The 17,898-nt window shown below is 34.8% G+C and carries 14 protein-coding genes; 10 read left to right on the top strand and 4 right to left on the bottom strand.

Annotated features, from left to right (window positions below; genetic code table 11):
* Positions 1–269: 269 nt before the first annotated feature.
* Together JVV30_RS06285 and JVV30_RS06290 are read left to right on the top strand one after the other, a co-directional pair.
* Positions 270–1,466, top strand: coding sequence for an MFS transporter (locus tag JVV30_RS06285; protein WP_204193701.1), 1,197 nt, complete (start codon positions 270–272; stop codon positions 1,464–1,466).
* A gap of 344 nt (positions 1,467–1,810) precedes the next feature.
* Positions 1,811–3,109, top strand: coding sequence for a trypsin-like peptidase domain-containing protein (locus JVV30_RS06290; protein WP_204193704.1), 1,299 nt, complete (start codon positions 1,811–1,813; stop codon positions 3,107–3,109).
* Between the two features lie 308 nt (positions 3,110–3,417).
* Here JVV30_RS06290 and JVV30_RS06295 read toward each other — a convergent pair whose 3' ends face one another.
* Positions 3,418–4,641 (bottom strand): ArgE/DapE family deacylase, encoded by a 1,224-nt coding sequence (locus JVV30_RS06295; RefSeq protein WP_204193706.1) that lies wholly within the window; start codon positions 4,639–4,641, stop codon positions 3,418–3,420.
* A gap of 301 nt (positions 4,642–4,942) precedes the next feature.
* On the opposite strand from JVV30_RS06295, the gene JVV30_RS06300 reads away from it, so the two are divergent.
* From JVV30_RS06300 to JVV30_RS06315, 4 genes are all read left to right on the top strand, one after another.
* Entirely contained in the window at positions 4,943–5,995 is a 1,053-nt protein-coding gene (locus JVV30_RS06300; protein ID WP_053030192.1) for a PTS sugar transporter subunit IIC, read from the top strand.
* Between the two features lie 371 nt (positions 5,996–6,366).
* Positions 6,367–8,283: a threonine--tRNA ligase gene (thrS, locus tag JVV30_RS06305; protein WP_204193708.1), complete on the top strand. Its 1,917-nt coding sequence runs from the start codon at positions 6,367–6,369 to the stop codon at positions 8,281–8,283.
* Positions 8,284–8,436: 153 nt separating this feature from the next.
* Positions 8,437–9,291: a GIY-YIG nuclease family protein gene (locus tag JVV30_RS06310; RefSeq protein WP_204193710.1), complete on the top strand. Its 855-nt coding sequence runs from the start codon at positions 8,437–8,439 to the stop codon at positions 9,289–9,291.
* A 37-nt stretch (positions 9,292–9,328) separates the two neighbouring features.
* The gene (locus JVV30_RS06315) at positions 9,329–9,787 is read left to right on the top strand and encodes a MepB family protein (protein WP_204193713.1); all 459 of its coding nucleotides are present in this window, start codon (positions 9,329–9,331) and stop codon (positions 9,785–9,787) included.
* 149 nt (positions 9,788–9,936) lie between these two features.
* On the opposite strand, the gene mntC is transcribed toward JVV30_RS06315, so the two are convergent.
* Genes mntC through JVV30_RS06330 form a run of 3 tightly spaced genes read right to left on the bottom strand, consistent with a single transcriptional unit; the run spans position 9,937 to position 12,435 of the window.
* Positions 9,937–10,866, bottom strand: a complete 930-nt coding sequence (mntC, locus tag JVV30_RS06320; RefSeq protein ID WP_053030185.1) for a manganese ABC transporter substrate-binding lipoprotein MntC — start codon at positions 10,864–10,866, stop codon at positions 9,937–9,939.
* Positions 10,863–11,699: a metal ABC transporter permease gene (locus JVV30_RS06325; protein WP_053030184.1), complete on the bottom strand. Its 837-nt coding sequence runs from the start codon at positions 11,697–11,699 to the stop codon at positions 10,863–10,865. Before JVV30_RS06325 ends, mntC begins: the two co-directional genes overlap by 4 nt.
* Entirely contained in the window at positions 11,692–12,435 is a 744-nt protein-coding gene (locus JVV30_RS06330; RefSeq protein ID WP_053030183.1) for a metal ABC transporter ATP-binding protein, read from the bottom strand. Before JVV30_RS06330 ends, JVV30_RS06325 begins: the two co-directional genes overlap by 8 nt.
* 258 nt (positions 12,436–12,693) lie before the next feature.
* Here JVV30_RS06330 and JVV30_RS06335 point away from each other — a divergent pair, with 258 nt between their 5' ends.
* The 4 genes from JVV30_RS06335 to JVV30_RS06350 all read left to right on the top strand — a co-directional run bounded on the left by JVV30_RS06335 (position 12,694) and on the right by JVV30_RS06350 (position 17,896).
* Complete coding sequence (locus JVV30_RS06335) at positions 12,694–13,893, top strand: GTP-binding protein (protein ID WP_204193715.1); 1,200 nt, start codon at positions 12,694–12,696, stop codon at positions 13,891–13,893.
* Between the two features lie 228 nt (positions 13,894–14,121).
* The gene (gene brnQ, locus JVV30_RS06340) at positions 14,122–15,483 is read left to right on the top strand and encodes a branched-chain amino acid transport system II carrier protein (RefSeq protein WP_204193717.1); all 1,362 of its coding nucleotides are present in this window, start codon (positions 14,122–14,124) and stop codon (positions 15,481–15,483) included.
* Positions 15,484–15,653: 170 nt separating this feature from the next.
* Positions 15,654–16,346 (top strand): class I SAM-dependent methyltransferase, encoded by a 693-nt coding sequence (locus JVV30_RS06345; protein WP_053030180.1) that lies wholly within the window; start codon positions 15,654–15,656, stop codon positions 16,344–16,346.
* Positions 16,343–17,896 (top strand): ABC transporter substrate-binding protein, encoded by a 1,554-nt coding sequence (locus JVV30_RS06350; RefSeq protein WP_204193719.1) that lies wholly within the window; start codon positions 16,343–16,345, stop codon positions 17,894–17,896. Before JVV30_RS06345 ends, JVV30_RS06350 begins: the two co-directional genes overlap by 4 nt.
* The last annotated feature ends 2 nt before the right edge of the window (positions 17,897–17,898 follow it).

Raw genomic sequence — 17,898 nt, forward strand, 5'->3', positions numbered from 1 at the left:
AATACATCGAGTGTGGGATAAAAGTATTATTTTTTCTTAAATTAATTTCGTTATCGCCTAGCTTGTAGAATTTCTTGATGAAATTCTCTTTGCTGAGGCCCCGCCGGCAAGGTTGACCAAATTAAAGGAGCTTGTTACAAGTGCATGTTTAATTACGTCAACTACTGCCAACATATATTTGGAGCCTGAGATATCGATTTTTGTCCCAGACTCGTCTTTTAAACGATAAAAGTATAATGAACGTTCTATATAAAAAAGGAGGTTAAACAATGAAGTTTTCTAAAATTGTCTTACCAGGTATCGCGATGATTGCAACAAGCTATGGACTTGGGCGCTTTAGTTTTGGTTTATTTTTACCGAGTATTTCAAACGATTTAAACTTAAACGCGACACAAGCCGGGCTCATCTCATCGCTGTTTTATTTAGCATATTGCTTCACAATTATTTATGCTACTTTAAAAACGGACAGCGTTGGACCGAAACTTATGATTTTATTTGCAGGGTTATCAGTCTTAATAGGTCTCATGTTAATTAGTGTGTCTCATGCGGCATTGTTACTTGCAATCGCAGTTATATTCGCCGGGGGAAGTACAGGTTTAGTTTCACCACCATATGGCTACGCGATTTCACTATGGGTCAAATGGCATGAGCAAGGTAAAGCAAATACGTGGATTAATTCAGGGACAAGTTTAGGTCTCATGTTTACTGGTGTAACTGCGATGCTACCGTTTTTAAATTGGAGAATGACCTATTTAATATATAGTGTTATTGCAATCATTGTCATTATTTGGAACTATTATGCAATCCCATCATTAAACAAAGAATTGAAGATCGAAACAGGGTCTTTCAACATTAGAGACGTCAGTACCAGTAAAAAGATTATTGTTGCCTCAACAATATTGGGATTTTCAACAGCGCCATTTTGGACATTTTCTAAGTCCTTCGTAGAGAGTATTGGTACATATTCCAATGTTAGTCTCTCTGTGTTTTGGATTTTAATTGGTGTCTTCGGTATGGTAGGTGGCATGTCTGGTGCTATGATTGATCGTTATAGTTTACGTTTCTCATACATGATTGGTGTCATCTTTCTATCTCTTGCCTCCATTGTATTAGCATTCGCATATCATTTATGGATGATTCCATTTATTGCTTCATCTTTATTTGGAGCAAGTTATATATTTATAACAGGTGTGCTATTAGTTTGGGGCGTTAAAGTCTTCTTGAAAAATGCCTCGCTAGGCATCGGCATTCCGTTCTTAATGTTAGCAGTAGGACAAGTATTAGGTTCTGTAGTGGCTGGTTCTTTAGTAGATCAATTTAACTATACTATGACATTTCTTATTTATGGTTTGATTGCGTTATTTATTTATCCAAAAGTCAATGTAAAACCTATGAAAGTAGATGAATCTGAGGACTATACGAAAGTACAACTTAAAAATAAAGATGTGCTGAATATTGAAGACTAAGCGGTAAGTCTTACCTCCCTTTAGTAAGAAGAACATAGAAATGGCTATACATCCATGTTATGGTGTTTATGTATTCAAAGCGTGTCGTGTCCCGCTCCTTATATTGTTTATAAATAGGAATAAATTGTTGTTCATTCAAAAGAAAACAATTCCATTTATATAAATTTAATATTTATTAAAAATTAAAAAACTTTAATTATTAATATTGTGGTGCGAGTCAAATAAGTTATATAATAAGTTAAAATAAAAGTTAATTAATTTGATACTTGAAGAAAGCAGGGACGAGTATAGTGAACAAAGGGGTAGCATTAAAGAAATATTCACACATATTAATTGTCATCCTAATGACAGTAGTATTATCTTTTCTGTTTCAATTAAATGATGCACATGCATCTACTAAAAGTAAGGATTTAAGTGTTCAACCAACATCTCAACAGCACAACCCAGTTAAAGGGGCTAAAGGTAACGTTGCAACGACTCAAGCTAAAGTGCAAACACAGCCTAAGGTAATTAATCGCAATCAAGTGACTAAAGTACCTTCTAAACAATCACATGTGGTAATGCATCGTACGACAGCACAACCTTCATCGCAAAACGTTTCAAAACAAAAGCAACCAACTAAGGTTAACAAAAAAGTTGTCTCAACAAATAAAAAACCACAAAATGCATCAAAAGTAACACGTACACAATCTGTGAAGCCACAGTTATTAGCACAAACTACCAAAACGAAAAGTAAACCAATTACGAAAGTGGCAGTTGCAAGTAAGACTAAAACTGCGAAACCAAGTGCGCAAACAACAGTAAAAGCGTCTAAAAAAGCATCATCAACGACGAAAAAGAATTACTATAATCAAGCGCCTAAGCGTTGGCCATCAAATGTGCCAGGCGGTGATAATGTACGTGATTTCGGTCAAACGACGAAAGAATCCGGCATTGATGACGCACTAAAAATTATGAAGAGATCAGGCAATAAAGGTGTAACCATTGAGCACGCTAAAGCGAAAGATGCAAATATCGCAACAGTTTATAATTGGAATCCAAAAGCAAAACAATTAACATATGGCACTGGTACAGCAATTGGAAAGCATACGATTCTAACTGCGAATCATGTTGTTAATGATCAAAGTGCGCATAAACCTTTAACACCGTCACAACCACAAAATATGCGTATTAACATATTACAAGAGGGATCTAAAATTGTGCGTACACTTGAAGTATTTGGTGTTCAAATGCTGCAATATGGTGATGTTTCTCTAGTGTATACGTATGAAGATATTTCAAAGTATATGAAGATAAGAAAGATTGCATCAGAAAGTTCGATTAAAGCTATGAAAGCAAACACACCTATTCATATGTACCACTATGGTAAGCCGACTGGTAAATATAAAAATGATCCTGCCGGCACAATGTATCATTCAAAAGGGAAATACACGATGACTGCACGTAATGTGAACCCGATTGGCTATTATCAAATGATGGCAGAACCAGGTTCTTCTGGTGGGGCAGTATTGAATAGTAAGAATGAAGTGATTGGTATTCATGCTTTCCGATTAAACTCAGGTGATTATAAAAAATACAATTTAAATACGATGGCAGAAATCAGAGACAAATTACGCAAAGAAATTATTGATAATATTGTGTAACAATCTGATTGCGACAGTGAGCGGGATGACAGAAGTTAAAGCTGGTCAATATCCTGCTCTTTTTATAGTTACTTGAGGTTATGCGTCATAGCCTGAAGGAGAGTTGTGATTCAAACGAATATGGACTGTTTTAGGGATATTTTAATGAAAGAGTGTCATTCATTACAAGGAAGTTAGACTGCGGTCACTAACAGGTAAGCCTAACCTCAACATTGGATTTTACTTAAATACATCACTAAAATGACGTAGTATAGACACTGATCATATGACAATCAATGTCTATACTACGTCGCATGTTAAATATTAATTTACTTTTCAGCCAAGTACTTCACAGCTACCTCTTTGTAGATATCGATGTATTTAAGGTACATCTCTTTTTCAATATATTCATCGACTTGATGGGCCATAATCGTAATTCCTGGACCAACAATAGCAAGATCCACATTGTTTGGATTATCACCTAGAAGACTAGATGCATCTGTAGTACCTATAAATGCTGCGACAAAGACGTCGTCCTTATTCACATAATGTGGTGCAACGTCTGTAATCACTTTGATTAAGGTGCTGTCTTTATCACTTGTTACAGGACGATGGTCACTTACAACTTCAAATGACAATGCATCGCGATTTACTTCGTCAATCGTTTGCTGGAATAATGTTTTAACAAAGTCATTATTATACTCAGGTACAGGCCGTACATTGTATTCAATTGAGGCCTCTTCAGGTACAGAGTTGAATTGTTTACCACCTTTGATAACTGAACCGAGCATGGTAAAGCCAGATGCAAAATTTTCCGCTTCCTCACTTAATGTGCCTTTCATAAATTTATTTACCATAGGTGCGACATCCAACGCATGATGCAGGTCATGCTTTTTAATATCCGCATACTTTGAATTTAACTGATTGATAAATTGTACAAGTGTGTTAATTGCGTTGTCTCCTAGAAATGGCATTGAACTGTGGGCAGCGACACCTGTGGCCGTCACTTTACATGCCATAGACCCTTTATGTGCATAGAAGACACCATTATCTGTTGGTTCCCCGATGATTAAGCCATCAAGATCATCTAAATAACCTGCTTTCGCAAATAATTTGGCACCTGCCTGTTCTTTTTCCTCTCCAGTCGTCGCCAGTAAACGGATGGTTCCCTTTGGTAGCGCGTCAGACATTTTTAATTCAATCAGTGCAATCACTATTCCCATCAAGGCGCCTTTCATATCCGTTGTACCACGTCCATATAATTTGCCGTCTTGTTCAGTGAGTTTAAATGGTGGGTAAGTCCATTTCTCATGATTTCCGGCATCAACAACATCCATATGCCCACTCATTGCTAATATCGGAGAACCACTACCGATTTCAGCGACTAAATTTGCTCTAGTCTCGCTCACTTTTAATATTTTAGATGGTATTTCGTAGCGTGCTAATACGTTTTGTAAATAACGACAAACGTCTATTTCGTGATCATTTTCTGACTGAATTTCAATAATATCTGCTAGTAACTCAATTTTATCTTCTTCTTTAAAAGTCCACATATGTATCCCAACCTTAAATTTATTATTAGTATTATGTATACATAAAGTGTAATTTATAAACATAATAATGGATATTCATCCTAATATATTTTATAAAATTGCATGTTAAATGATATAGTTATCAAAAAAGGGTTACATTCGTAATAGTTAATGTAATATACTATCGAAGTTGTGAACAAATGATGAATGTTACATATTTATTTTTATATGATTTAAAATAATGTGATGATTTATTTGTTCGATACTTTAAAATCAAGATTAAAATTTAGAAAAAGAGAAAGTTTTATGAGGGATAAGAATTATGGGTGAGAGAGAAATGATAACACCTAGAACATTTATATTTAATGTATTAAATGGTGTTGCTTTAGCAATTGTAGTAGGTATGATTCCAAACGCAATTTTAGGGGAGTTAAGCAAATACTTAGGTCAGTATAATGATATATTTACGAAAATCGCCTTTGTAACGCAAGGTATTCAATATTCAATTCCAATTTTGACAGGTATATTGATTGCGGCACAATTTGGCTTAACACAATTACAAACCGCCGTAACAGGGGCAGCTGCTTTTGTGGGGTCTGGTGCATCGACATTTGTAGATAACAAGTGGGTCATTGTTGGCATAGGTGATTTAATTAATACGATGATTACTGCTTCCATTGCGGTAGGCATTATTTTATTAATTGGCAATAAACTGGGTAGTTTAAATATGATTGTGTTGCCTATCGTTGGTGGTGCGGTGGCTGGATTACTTGGATTATTAATCTTGCCATATACTAAATTGATTACATTAGGATTAGGAGATGTTATCAATGGTTTAACGAATACACAACCTATTATCATGACGGTATTGATTGCAATGATATTCTCTATCTTAATCGTGTCTCCGATATCATCTATCGGTATAGGTTTGGCAATTGGAATCTCAGGATTAGCCGCTGGTTCGGCTGCAGTGGGTGTTTCAGCAAGTGCAATAATGCTTGCGGTTGGTAGCTGGCGTGTGAATAAACCAGGTGTTCCGATTACAGTATTACTTGGCGCAGTGAAATTAATGATGCCGACGCTAATTCGCCATCCAATGATGATGGTACCAATTATTTGTACAGCAGGTGTTTCAGGTTTTGTTGGTGGCTTGTTAAATATTAAAGGTACGCCAGATTCAGCAGGTTTCGGATTGATTGGTCTTGTAGGACCTATTAAATCATTAAATTTACTAGATATGGGTACAACGAGTGGCTTATTGATTATCGCCATTACGTACATCATTGTGCCGTTAATTTCTGCACTGTTTTTCCATTATTTATTTACAAAAGTATTAAAACTCTATGATCCTAATATCTTTAAATATAAAGTTTAAGCCAAATATTAAACATAAATTGTCAAAAAGATAACTCATGTAGGTAATTTAATATTTTGATACGCATTTGACTAACATTTAAGATAGGTATATGATTATTAAAAATTAATATTGAATTTAAGGACAAGAACTTTATGGTCAATTCACAGAGAGGGAATAAGTGCTGAGATATTCCTAAATTTAAAATAAAGTTTACTACCTTTATATACATTACATGGAAACATGTAACGTTTCATACGCGTTAAAGTATGACTAAAGTGCCATCTCTTGAATGAGATGGAATGTTGGGTGGAACCACGGGTATTCAAGACTCGTCCCTTTTGTAGGGACGGGTTTTTTATTTTATATAAATGTTTAAGGAGAGATGTATCATGTCTAATCAACAAATTCATATTCAATTTCCAGATGGAAGTAAAAAAGCGTATCAAGCAGGTGTTCTAGCTAAAGAGGTAGCGCAATCTATTAGCCAATCTTTATATAAAGAAGCGGTCGTTTGCCGAGTAAATGACCGCTTAGTTGATTTGACCCATCCTCTCCAAGCGGATTGTGAACTCACATTTTACACTCTTAAAGATCAAGAAGGTTTAAATGTGATGCGACATTCTGCGGCACATGTCTTAGCACAAGCACTTACTCGTTTATATCCTGACGTAAAATTAACAATTGGTCCTGTCATTGAAAATGGCTTTTACTATGATATTGATTTAGATGAATCGATTAGTGAAGCAGACTTAAATAAAATTGAAAAAGAAATGAAGAAAATTCATAGTGAGAATTTAAAATTTGTACGACAAGATTTAAGCTATGCAGAAGCTAAAAACATTTTTAAAGATAATCCTTACAAATTGGAATTGATTGAAGAACATAAAGATGATCAGCTTTCACTGTATCAACAAGGAGAATTTATAGATTTATGTGTTGGTCCACATGTGCCAAGTACAAAATTTGTAAATCACTTCAAATTAACTAAAGTATCAGGTGCATATTGGCGAGGTAATAGTGACAACAAAATGTTGCAACGTATTTATGGTGTAGCATTTAGTTCTAAAGATCAACTTGATGACTATTTTGAGTTTTTAAGAGAAGCAGATGAACGCAATCATAGACGTTTAGGAAAACAATTAAAATTATTTATGTTCTCTGAAGAAGCACCAGGTATGCCATTCTATCTTTCAAATGGTCAATTTATTCGAAATCAAATGGAAAGTTTCTTACGAGAAGTGCAATTGAAACATGATTACGATGAAGTAAGAACACCATTAATGATGAATAAACGACTTTGGGAAGAGTCAGGACACTGGGATCATTATCATGAAAACATGTACTTCACTAAAGTAGATGAAAATGATTATGCATTGAAACCAATGAATTGCCCGGGACATATGTTAATTTTCAAAAATGAATTAAGATCTTATAAAGACTTACCGCTTCGAATTGCTGAATTCGGGCAAGTACATCGTTATGAATTTAGTGGTGCGTTGAATGGTTTACTACGCGTGAGAACGTTCTGCCAAGATGATGCGCATATCTTTATTATGAAATCTCAAATCAAATCAGAAGTACAAGAAATTCTGAAGTTAATTGACTATATCTATTCAGTCTTTGGCTTTGACTATAGTATTGAACTATCAACACGACCAGATGATTATCTAGGTGAAATTGATTTGTGGAATGAAGCGGAACAGTCATTGGCACACGTGTTGGATGACCTTGGTTTGGCATATTCAATTAATGAAGGCGATGGTGCCTTCTATGGTCCTAAAATTGACGTACACATTAAAGATGCATTAAATCGTAGTCACCAATGTGCAACAGTACAATTAGACTTCCAAATGCCAGAAAAATTTGATTTAACTTATATCAATGAACAGAATGAGAAAGAACGTCCAGTTGTATTACACAGAGCAGTCTTCGGCTCTTTAGACCGCTTCTTCGGTATCTTGATGGAACACTTCAAAGGTGCATTCCCATTATGGATGGCACCTGTACAAGTGAATTTAATCGGCGTATCAGATAATAATGATGACTACGTCCGTAAAGTGGCAGACACATTAAGAAACGAGAATATTCGCGTCGCTATAGACGACCGAGATGAAAAGTTAGGCAAGAAAATTAGAGAAAGCCAAATGAATAAAATTCCATACACATTAGTATTAGGTGACGATGAACAACAACATCACACTGTTTCAGCTAGAAAATATGCACATGATGATAACGAAACAATGAATATACAAGAGCTTGTTGAAAAATTAAAACATGAAATTGAAATCAAAGCCTTATTAGTTTAATGATATAATCTGAACTCAACCAAGCCTATCAGAGTATGAACACTTTGATAGGCTTTTTTAGGTTCTAAATATTAAATATAAATATGAAAATTGTATAATAATTATATAATGTATTAAAATAATAAAAATACTAAATTATTAAGGGTTATAAAGATGATTAAGCTAACAGATTTTATACAGACACCAAATGTAAGTAAAACTAAAATTAAATTCAATATGAATGCTGGAGATATTAATAAGCGTGCATGGGACTTTTTGTTAGAAGATAGTGAAGATTGGATAGTTATGAACGCATGGAAGACTAGACAAAATAATAATAATCTCAATAAGGCCGATTATTTAATAGACTTAGCTCAATATTATCCATATGGGCCAGAATATTTTGTCTTTGGCGGTATTTATAAGGTTGAAAAGATCAATCCAGAAGTATTTAACCAAGTTGGGTACAAACTAACATTACTTGATGATTATAAAGCATATCGAAAAAGGCTCATTATTAAAATACAAAAACCGATTGGCAGAGATGTATATAATCGTCGCTATTCAACTGTACAGGAACAATTAAATCCAGAAGTTTATGAAATAGCGCCAAATGTTAAGTTGGGACATTTTAAAGGTTATCAACATGTGTGTTTAAAGCATAAAGAATTACAACAGATTATAGATAGAAATGAACCAAGTTGGAAAGATGCATTAAGTCATGTTAAAGGCGTTTATGTTATTACTGATTTAGAAACGGGACAACTCTATATAGGATCAGCGTCAGGCAATACTGATGGGATTTGGCAACGATGGTCGAACTATGCAAATTTAAATAATTTAACCGGTGGCAATAAAGAATTTCTAACTATTTTAAATGAAAAGGGTAGAGAATATATTATTCAGCACTTTCAATACGCTATCCTAGAAATATTTGATACAAAGACAAAGACCAATACAATAATTGAAAGAGAGAATTATTGGAAAACAGTATTGGATACGAAAAAGCATGGTATGAATCATAATTAAATTTTAAGACATAACACATTAAAAAAGGAGTTTGTATATGAAGCCCATTGAAACAATGCAATCATATCATTTGCTAGAAAGGTTATTTTCAAATTCTGATGTTTCATATGTGGTAGAAGAATGGAATCAACAATATGAAGCGGTAGAAATTAAAACACCAAACGGTCATTTTAAAAGTAGGTTAGCTCAAAAGACGCCTAATAAAAAAGGTTACTTTTTCGCTATGTGGAAAAAGGATGAGAATCATACGAATGCACCTTTTACTAAAGAGGATATAGAGGATAAATTAATAGTAAATATTGTTGATAATAATCATCGAGGTCAGTTTATATTTCCTCAAGATATATTGATCAAGAAAGGTATTTTAAAAAGTGATGCGTTTAAAGGGAAAATGGCATTAAGAGTGTATCCACCGTGGGAGACAGAATTAAATAAAACAGCAACTAAGACACAAGCATGGCAGTGTGCATATTTTAATGAGATAACGTATGAATAAGTACCCAAGCTACATTTTGCAGTAACAAAAATATTATAAATAATAAGCCAGTAAATGAATTCCTAAAAATTCATTTACTGGCTATTTTAATAGGAGGATGATAATAATATATTAATTTAATTTCTTAAATGCGTTGTTTTTAATTAAGTCTATTCCATGCTTCCATGGATTGTTTCGATATTGTGTTTCATCATTTTATAATATGAATCACCTTTAGAACCTTTTTCTCCGATTGAATCGGTAAAGACTTCTCCGTAAATCTGCTTACCAGTTTCCTCAGATAAGCTATTCATAGATTTTTTATCTACACTTGTTTCAACCAATAAATGTTTGATGTGATTGTCTTTAACAAACTTAATAGCTTGTTTCATTTGTGACGGTGTACCTTGTTTCTCAGTATTGATTTCCCAAATATAGCCTGGCTTGATATCAAAGGCTTTTGAGAAGTATTTGAAGGCACCTTCACTTGTAATCATAGCACGTTCTTGTTTTGGAATATCATTGAATTTATCTTTACTGTCTTTGTTTAACTTTTCAAGTTCAGCAAGATAAGCATCACCTTGTTTGTGATAGTCTGCTTTATGTGAGGCATCTGCTTTCACAAGTTGTTCTTGAATATTCTTAACGTATTGAATACCATTATCCAAACTTAACCATGCATGTGGATCAATCTTGTCCTTATTACCTGTTTCACCATTTAAATAGATAGGCTTAACGCCTTTAGACACCGCGAAGACTGACTTATCATCTGTAGATTTGCCTGCTTGTTCTAAAGCTTTTTCAAACCAACCGTTACCAGATTCTAAATTGAAACCATTGTAGAAGATAACATCTGCATCAGTAAGTTGTTTAATATCTTTCGGTTTCACTTCGTATTCATGCGGGTCTTGTCCTACAGGTACGATACTATGGACGTCTACTTTGTCACCACCGACTTGTTTGACCATGTCATAAATAATGGAATTGGTTGTGACAACCTTCAATTTGTCATGATTTTTAGAATGTTGGTCACTAGAATTTGAACTACACGCTGCTAGAACTAGAATCAATGCAATAAGTAATGGAATAAATTTTTTCATGTTGTGTGTACACCTCTATACTTTGTTTTTAATTTTGAAAAGAGAAGGGTCAAGATATATATACTAAATGTTGCAATGACAATCGTTGCCCCGCTTGGAAGATTGTAAATAAAGCTAAAGTACAATCCGACAATCGAACTTACTACGCCAATCAAACTTGCTACAATCATCATTGAATAAAGATTCTTTGTGATTAAAAAGGCAGTCGATGCCGGTGTAACAAGTAATGCGACGACTAGGATAATGCCAACAGTTTGAATACTAGCAACGGTGACTAAGGCGAGTAAGAGCATTACAAAATAATGAATGACTGTTGTATTCAATCCACTTACGCGACTGAATGTTGGATCAAACGTTGAAATCATTAATGGTCGATACAATATGACAATCAGTAACATCACGATGGCACCAATAATAAGGGTTGTCCAAAATGTTTGTCGGGTAATCGCGAGCAAGTTACCAAATAAAATATGATGTAAATCTGTCGTGCTGTTTATCAGACTAATAATGATGACACCCGTTGCGAGAAATGCAGTGAAACTGATGCCAATCGCTGCATCTGGCTTTGTTTTACTATTATTAGAAATGTAACCAATTAATAAACTTGCAATCATGCCAGTGACTAATGCGCCGATGAACATCGGAATATTGAATAAGAATGACAACGCCACACCAGGTAAAACGGCATGACTCATCGCATCTCCCATTAACGATAATCCACGAAGGATGATTAAACTTCCGACAGTCCCACAAACCACGCCCACTATAATAGAAGTAATTAAAGCGCGATTTAAGAACTGATAATCAAATAAATGTTGAATGAAATCAGTCATTTGCTGTGTCACTCCCTTCATTAAACGTAGAAGTCACATTAAATAAAAATGTGCGATTGAGATATTGGGGTTGCATTGCTTGATGACTAGGACCGAAGAATCTAACTGTACGATTCAGTAAAAGAATACGGTCGAAATAGTCTTCTGCTTTAGATAAATCATGGTGCACGATAAGAATAAGCTTACCTTGCGCCTTTAATTGACGAAGTTTCTCCATAATAAGTTGCTCACTATTAAAGTCGATGCCTACAAACGGTTCGTCTAATAAATAAACTGTACTATCAGACATTAATGCTCTTGCTACAAGAACACGTTGCAATTGACCGCCACTGAGCTCGGAAATTTGTTTGTATTGCAACGCTTCTAAATCTAAGTCTCTTAATAGTTTTTGAAATTTTGTTTTAGACGCATGATCAACACGTTTGAACCAGCCAATGGTTTGATAGCAGCCAGATAGAATGACTTTCTCAACATTGATTGGGAAGTCTAAGTCTAATTGCGCTTTTTGAGGAATGTATGTAATGTATTGCAATTGTTTATGTATGGATTTGCCATATAAATACATCTCGCCACTAGCGTTAAACGTTCCGATCAAGCTTTTTAGCAATGAAGACTTACCCGCACCGTTGGGCCCCATGATGCCAATGATTTCCCCTGATATTGGAATCTTTAAAGAAATATCTTTCAGCACATGTTTATGATTTAAATGCAAATTCATGTTGTTAATTTCTATCAACAAACTACCTCCTAAATAAAAGTTTAGGTTAACCTAATTTATTTTATAATAACTTCCGAAAACAGAGCGTGTCAAGTCGAGATAGTCAATAAAAGTGTGGAAATAGTATCAATTCATTTCGGTAAATAAGTTTTAGAGTGAGCGTTAATCATTGATATGGCTACATTTCATCATCATTAGTTTGATTGACAATTAAAAATTTAAATGTAAAATATAAAACGTAATAATTACGATTTATAAAAAGAAAGGTATGATTTTATGGGCAAGATACCTGTAACGGTATTGAGTGGTTATCTTGGATCAGGTAAGACAACATTACTTAACCACATTTTAAATAATCGTGAAGGCCGTCGAATTGCGGTTATTGTGAATGATATGAGTGAGGTAAATATTGATAAAGACTTAGTTGCTGATGGGGGCGGGTTATCTCGAACAGATGAAAAATTAGTCGAATTATCTAATGGTTGTATTTGCTGTACGTTAAGAGATGATTTATTGCAAGAAGTTGAGCGTCTAGTAGAAAAAGGAAATATTGATTATATTGTGATTGAATCTACAGGGATATCTGAACCGGTACCTGTTGCACAAACCTTCTCTTATATTGACGACGCATTAGGTATTGATTTAACTTCTATTTGTCGATTAGATACGATGGTAACTGTTGTAGATGCGAACCGATTTATTAATGACATTAATTCTGAAGATTTACTTGTAGATCGTGATCAAGGTGCAGATCAAACAGATGAACGTTCAATTGCTGATTTACTTATTGATCAAGTCGAATTCTGTGATGTGTTAGTGATCAATAAGACGGATTTAGTTACCGAAGCGGAATTAACAAAATTAGAAAGCATCTTAAGAAAATTACAACCGGATGCTAAATTAATCAAAACGACAAATGCCGAAGTGGATATCAATGACGTGTTAAATACAGGTCGCTTTGATTTTGAACAAGCAAGTAATTCTGCAGGTTGGATAAAAGAATTAACTGAAGGTGGTCACGCTGAACATACACCTGAGACAGAAGAGTATGGGATTGGATCATTTGTCTATTCAAGACGTTTACCGTTTCACGCGAAACGTTTCAATGATTGGTTAGAACAAATGCCTAATAACATTGTTCGTGCAAAAGGGATTGTTTGGTTAGCACAATATAATCAAGTTGCATGCTTATTATCTCAAGCAGGTTCATCTTGTAATATTAGTCCGGTAACGTATTGGGTAGCTGCAATGTCGCCAGAACAACGAGAACAAATTCTTAATCAACGACCAGATGTTACCGAAAGTTGGGATATCGAATATGGTGACAGAAATACACAATTTGTAATTATCGGTACAGAATTAGATCAAGAACAAATTGTAAAGGAATTAGATCAATGCTTAGTAAATAGCGATGAAATTGGTAGTGATTGGAATCAATTAGAAGATCCATATCAATGGCAAATTCGAAAAGCTTAATATCATACCATCGTTCCAGTAGTTAATGTTTGAAAGACAACGTGGCTTAGGATGGACGATAACACCTCGTAGATTGCGTGAAATAATCAAAACGCCCGTTACGAGGTGTTTTTTATGGCATCATTCAGTGAATATAGTGATGATTTAAATTTATTGAATATTTTGAACAAACAGATGTTAAATTTATGTATAATAGCTAGTAAACACATAATAGGAGAGATGTAACACATGATGAAACAGAAACTTTCAATCAAAGAAAATATATTTATTGGTTCGATGTTGTTTGGTTTATTCTTTGGTGCAGGAAATTTAATCTTTCCTATTCATCTTGGACAAACAGCAGGTGCCAATGTTTGGCTTGCTAATTTAGGATTCTTAATTACAGCGATTGGGTTACCTTTCCTAGGTATCGTAGCCATCGGTATCTCTAAAACGAATGGCGTTTTCGATATTTCATCTAGAGTGAGTAAAGGCTATGCATATGCATTTACAATTGCCCTATATTTAGTAATTGGACCGTTTTTTGCGTTACCAAGACTTGCAACAACATCGTATGAAATTGCATTTTCACCATTTATTTCGGCTAGCACTGGAAAGTTAGTGTTACCGATATTCAGTATTTTATTCTTTCTAATAGCATGGTTTTTCTCTAGAAAGCCATCTAAAATTTTAGATTACATAGGCAAATTCTTAAATCCAGTATTTCTAGTATTGCTAGGTATCGTAGTTGTCTTAGCGTTTATTAAACCTATGGGTGGTATTAGTCATGCGCCAATAAGTGCAAACTATAGTAATAGTGTCTTATTGAAAGGCTTTATTGACGGCTATAATACACTAGACGCACTCGCATCACTCGCATTCGGGATTATCATTGTGACAACGATTAAGAAATTAGGTATTACCAATCCGAATGGGATTGCTAAAGAAACGTTTAAGTCAGGATTTATAAGTATCGTAGGAATGGGCGTGATTTACACGTTACTTGCTTTAATGGGTACGATGAGTTTAGGCCATTTTAAAGTGAGTGAAAATGGTGGTATCGCACTTGCTCAAATCGCGCAACACTATCTTGGAGATTATGGCATTATCATCTTATCGCTAATTATTATTGTGGCATGTTTGAAGACGGCGATTGGTTTAATAACTGCCTTTTCAGAAACATTCACAGAACTATTCCCGAAAATGAATTACCTTTGGTTGGCAACAGGTGTCGCACTACTTGCCTGTATCTTCGCGAATGTCGGATTAACTAAGATCATTATGTATTCAACACCTGTACTTATGTTTATCTATCCATTAGCGATTACACTTATTTTATTAACACTTGTCAGCCCATTATTTAATCATTCGACAATAGTTTATAAATTTACAACGTTCTTTACTATGTTTGCAGCATTCTTTGACGGCATCAATGCAAGTCCAGAATTCTTTGCGAAGACATCATTCGCGCAAACATTGATTGGCTTTGCCGAACACTATTTACCATTCTTTACAATTGGCATGGGCTGGATCGTTCCAGCAATTTTAGGATTTATTATAGGACTAATCGTTTATTCAATTCGTTCTCGTAGACATACACAAACACAATAAATATGCAGTTATAAGCTGTGAGCCTGGGACATCGATCAATGTCCCGCGCCCATAGCTTATTTTTTTTGCGTTCATTCATGACTTTGAAAAATTCTTATTGTGTAAATGTACATAGTGTAGTACTATTTAAAACGTAATTATTACGATTTGAAGTAAGCGAGGAGAATGAAATGACTAAGACTTATGACGTTTGGTGGCAAAAAGGTCAAGAATCAGATGATGATATGGCACGAGACCATCAAGAAGCTTGGGAGAGAACGATAGAAATGCTTGATACATCTGACATCGAAGGGAAAACGATTTTAGATGTGGGATGTAATCAAGGCGGATTTTTACGACAATTATACGATACAACACCGTTTAAAGAAGGTGTTGGCATCGATTTAGCACGTTTATCTTTGGAAAAGGCAGAGACATTAAAAGGACAACGTCCACTTACATACTATTTAACAGATAAACCACAAGAAACGAAGCACATATTTGATACGGCTGTAAGTACGTCTGTCTTGTACTTAATAGAGGATATTCCGCAACATGCGAAAGATTTAAAAGAGGTATTGAAACCAGGCGGCGTTTATTACGCTTCATTCGCGGATTTAACTCATAACCCGAGTCGTCAGTTTATGGATGACACGATTAATCAATATGGTGCCACACCGTCTCAGAATCACTCTCTAAAACATATCGTTGATAGCTTTGTGAATGCAGGATTTGAAGTTGCAGTAATGAAAGAACCTGTACCTGACGTGATTGATTTAACACATTATAGCGATTTTTATTTATCACCAAATGATTATTTACAAACATTATATGAAGAATCATTTTTAATCAAAGCAAGAGTGAAAGAAGGTACTGAGAAATGAAGAAACGTATATTAATGACGGTAGCAGCAAGTGCTACGCTCTTATTAGCGGGTTGTGGCAATGGTCAAAAAGAAGATAAAGATGTTACGGTATCGCTACCTACTGAAGCAAAGGCGGATAAACTTGACGCGCAAGGCTATGATGCAGCGATGCCCGTTTATAGTGCAGTGTATGATGCATTAGTTAAATACGACAAAGATAAGGGCGTTAAAGCAGGTTTAGCAGATAAATGGCGCGTTGATGAATCAGGGAAAGTTTATGAATTCCATTTGAAAAAGAACGTTAAATTCTCAGATGGTTTAGCATTAGATGCTAAGGCCGTGAAATTCTCGATTGATCGTGCGAAAGCGATGAATAAAGATACGACTGTAGAAACGTTAAAAAAATTAGATAAGGTCGTTGTTAAAAATGATCACGTGGTCCAAATTAGATTGAAATCTCCATCAAATCAAGTGTTAAATGAATTAACACAAGTGAGACCGTTGCGTATTATGAGTCCACATTCAGTAGAAGGTGGTAAAGTAAACGGTAAATTTGAAAAAGCGATTGGAACAGGTGCATTTGTTGTTGATAAAACTGGTAAAGAAAAAACGACAATGAAGCCAAATAAATATTTCGACAACGGTCACCCAGTCAATTATCATCTTGCATTCCAAACGATTGAAGATGGGGACTCAAGAAATTCTGCAGTACAAAGTGGTTCTGTAGATATTTCTGGTGGTGCTTTAGGTATGCTCTCAGATGAACAAATCAAACAAGATAAGAAAAATAAGAACTTAACGATTGAAGATAGACCTAGCACAGTAAGTCACTTTATGGCATTTAACCCTAAAAATGATGTATTAAATCATCGCGCAATTCGTGAAGCGATAAGTAAGAGCATCGATGCGAAAGACATTGCGGGCAAATCTGTAAATGGTCTGTTCCAGAAGAACGTACAATTTGTGACTAAAGACAATCAACAGCCACACGATTATGATATGAAAGCGGCTGAAAAGTTACTTAAATCAGAAGGCTATCATAAAAACGATGACGGCATCTTTGAAAAGAATGGCAAACCTTTATCATTTAACTTAGTCATTCAAACTGCAGAGTTCCCAAGTTGGAAAGATAAAGCAGAAAAAGTGCAACGTCAGCTTAAACAAGCCGGTATTAAGTTAAATGTGAAAACGTTAGATTCACAATCATACTATGATACATTATGGACGAAAAAAGACTATGATTTGATTTTCTATAGAACATATTCAGATGCATTAATGCCTTATAACTTTATGAGTTCAGTGTTTAAAAATAATGATGGTCAAACAGGCGTGTTAGCTAATGATGAAACATTAACGAAACAGCTAGACGATTTCCCATCAACCGTATCAAAAGAAGACCAACAGCGTTCGTTTGATGATATATTTAAACACTTTAATCAACAATACTATGGTGTGCCAATTGCTTATCCAAATGAGACGTTTGTAGTGAGTGATAAAGTAAAACAATTCAAATTCTCTGGACTTACGGATGCACCAATTGATTATAAAGCGTTGAAAGTTAATGAATAACA

Source organism: Staphylococcus sp. GDY8P47P (assembly GCF_016892225.1).
GTDB classification, from domain to species: domain Bacteria; phylum Bacillota; class Bacilli; order Staphylococcales; family Staphylococcaceae; genus Staphylococcus; species Staphylococcus borealis.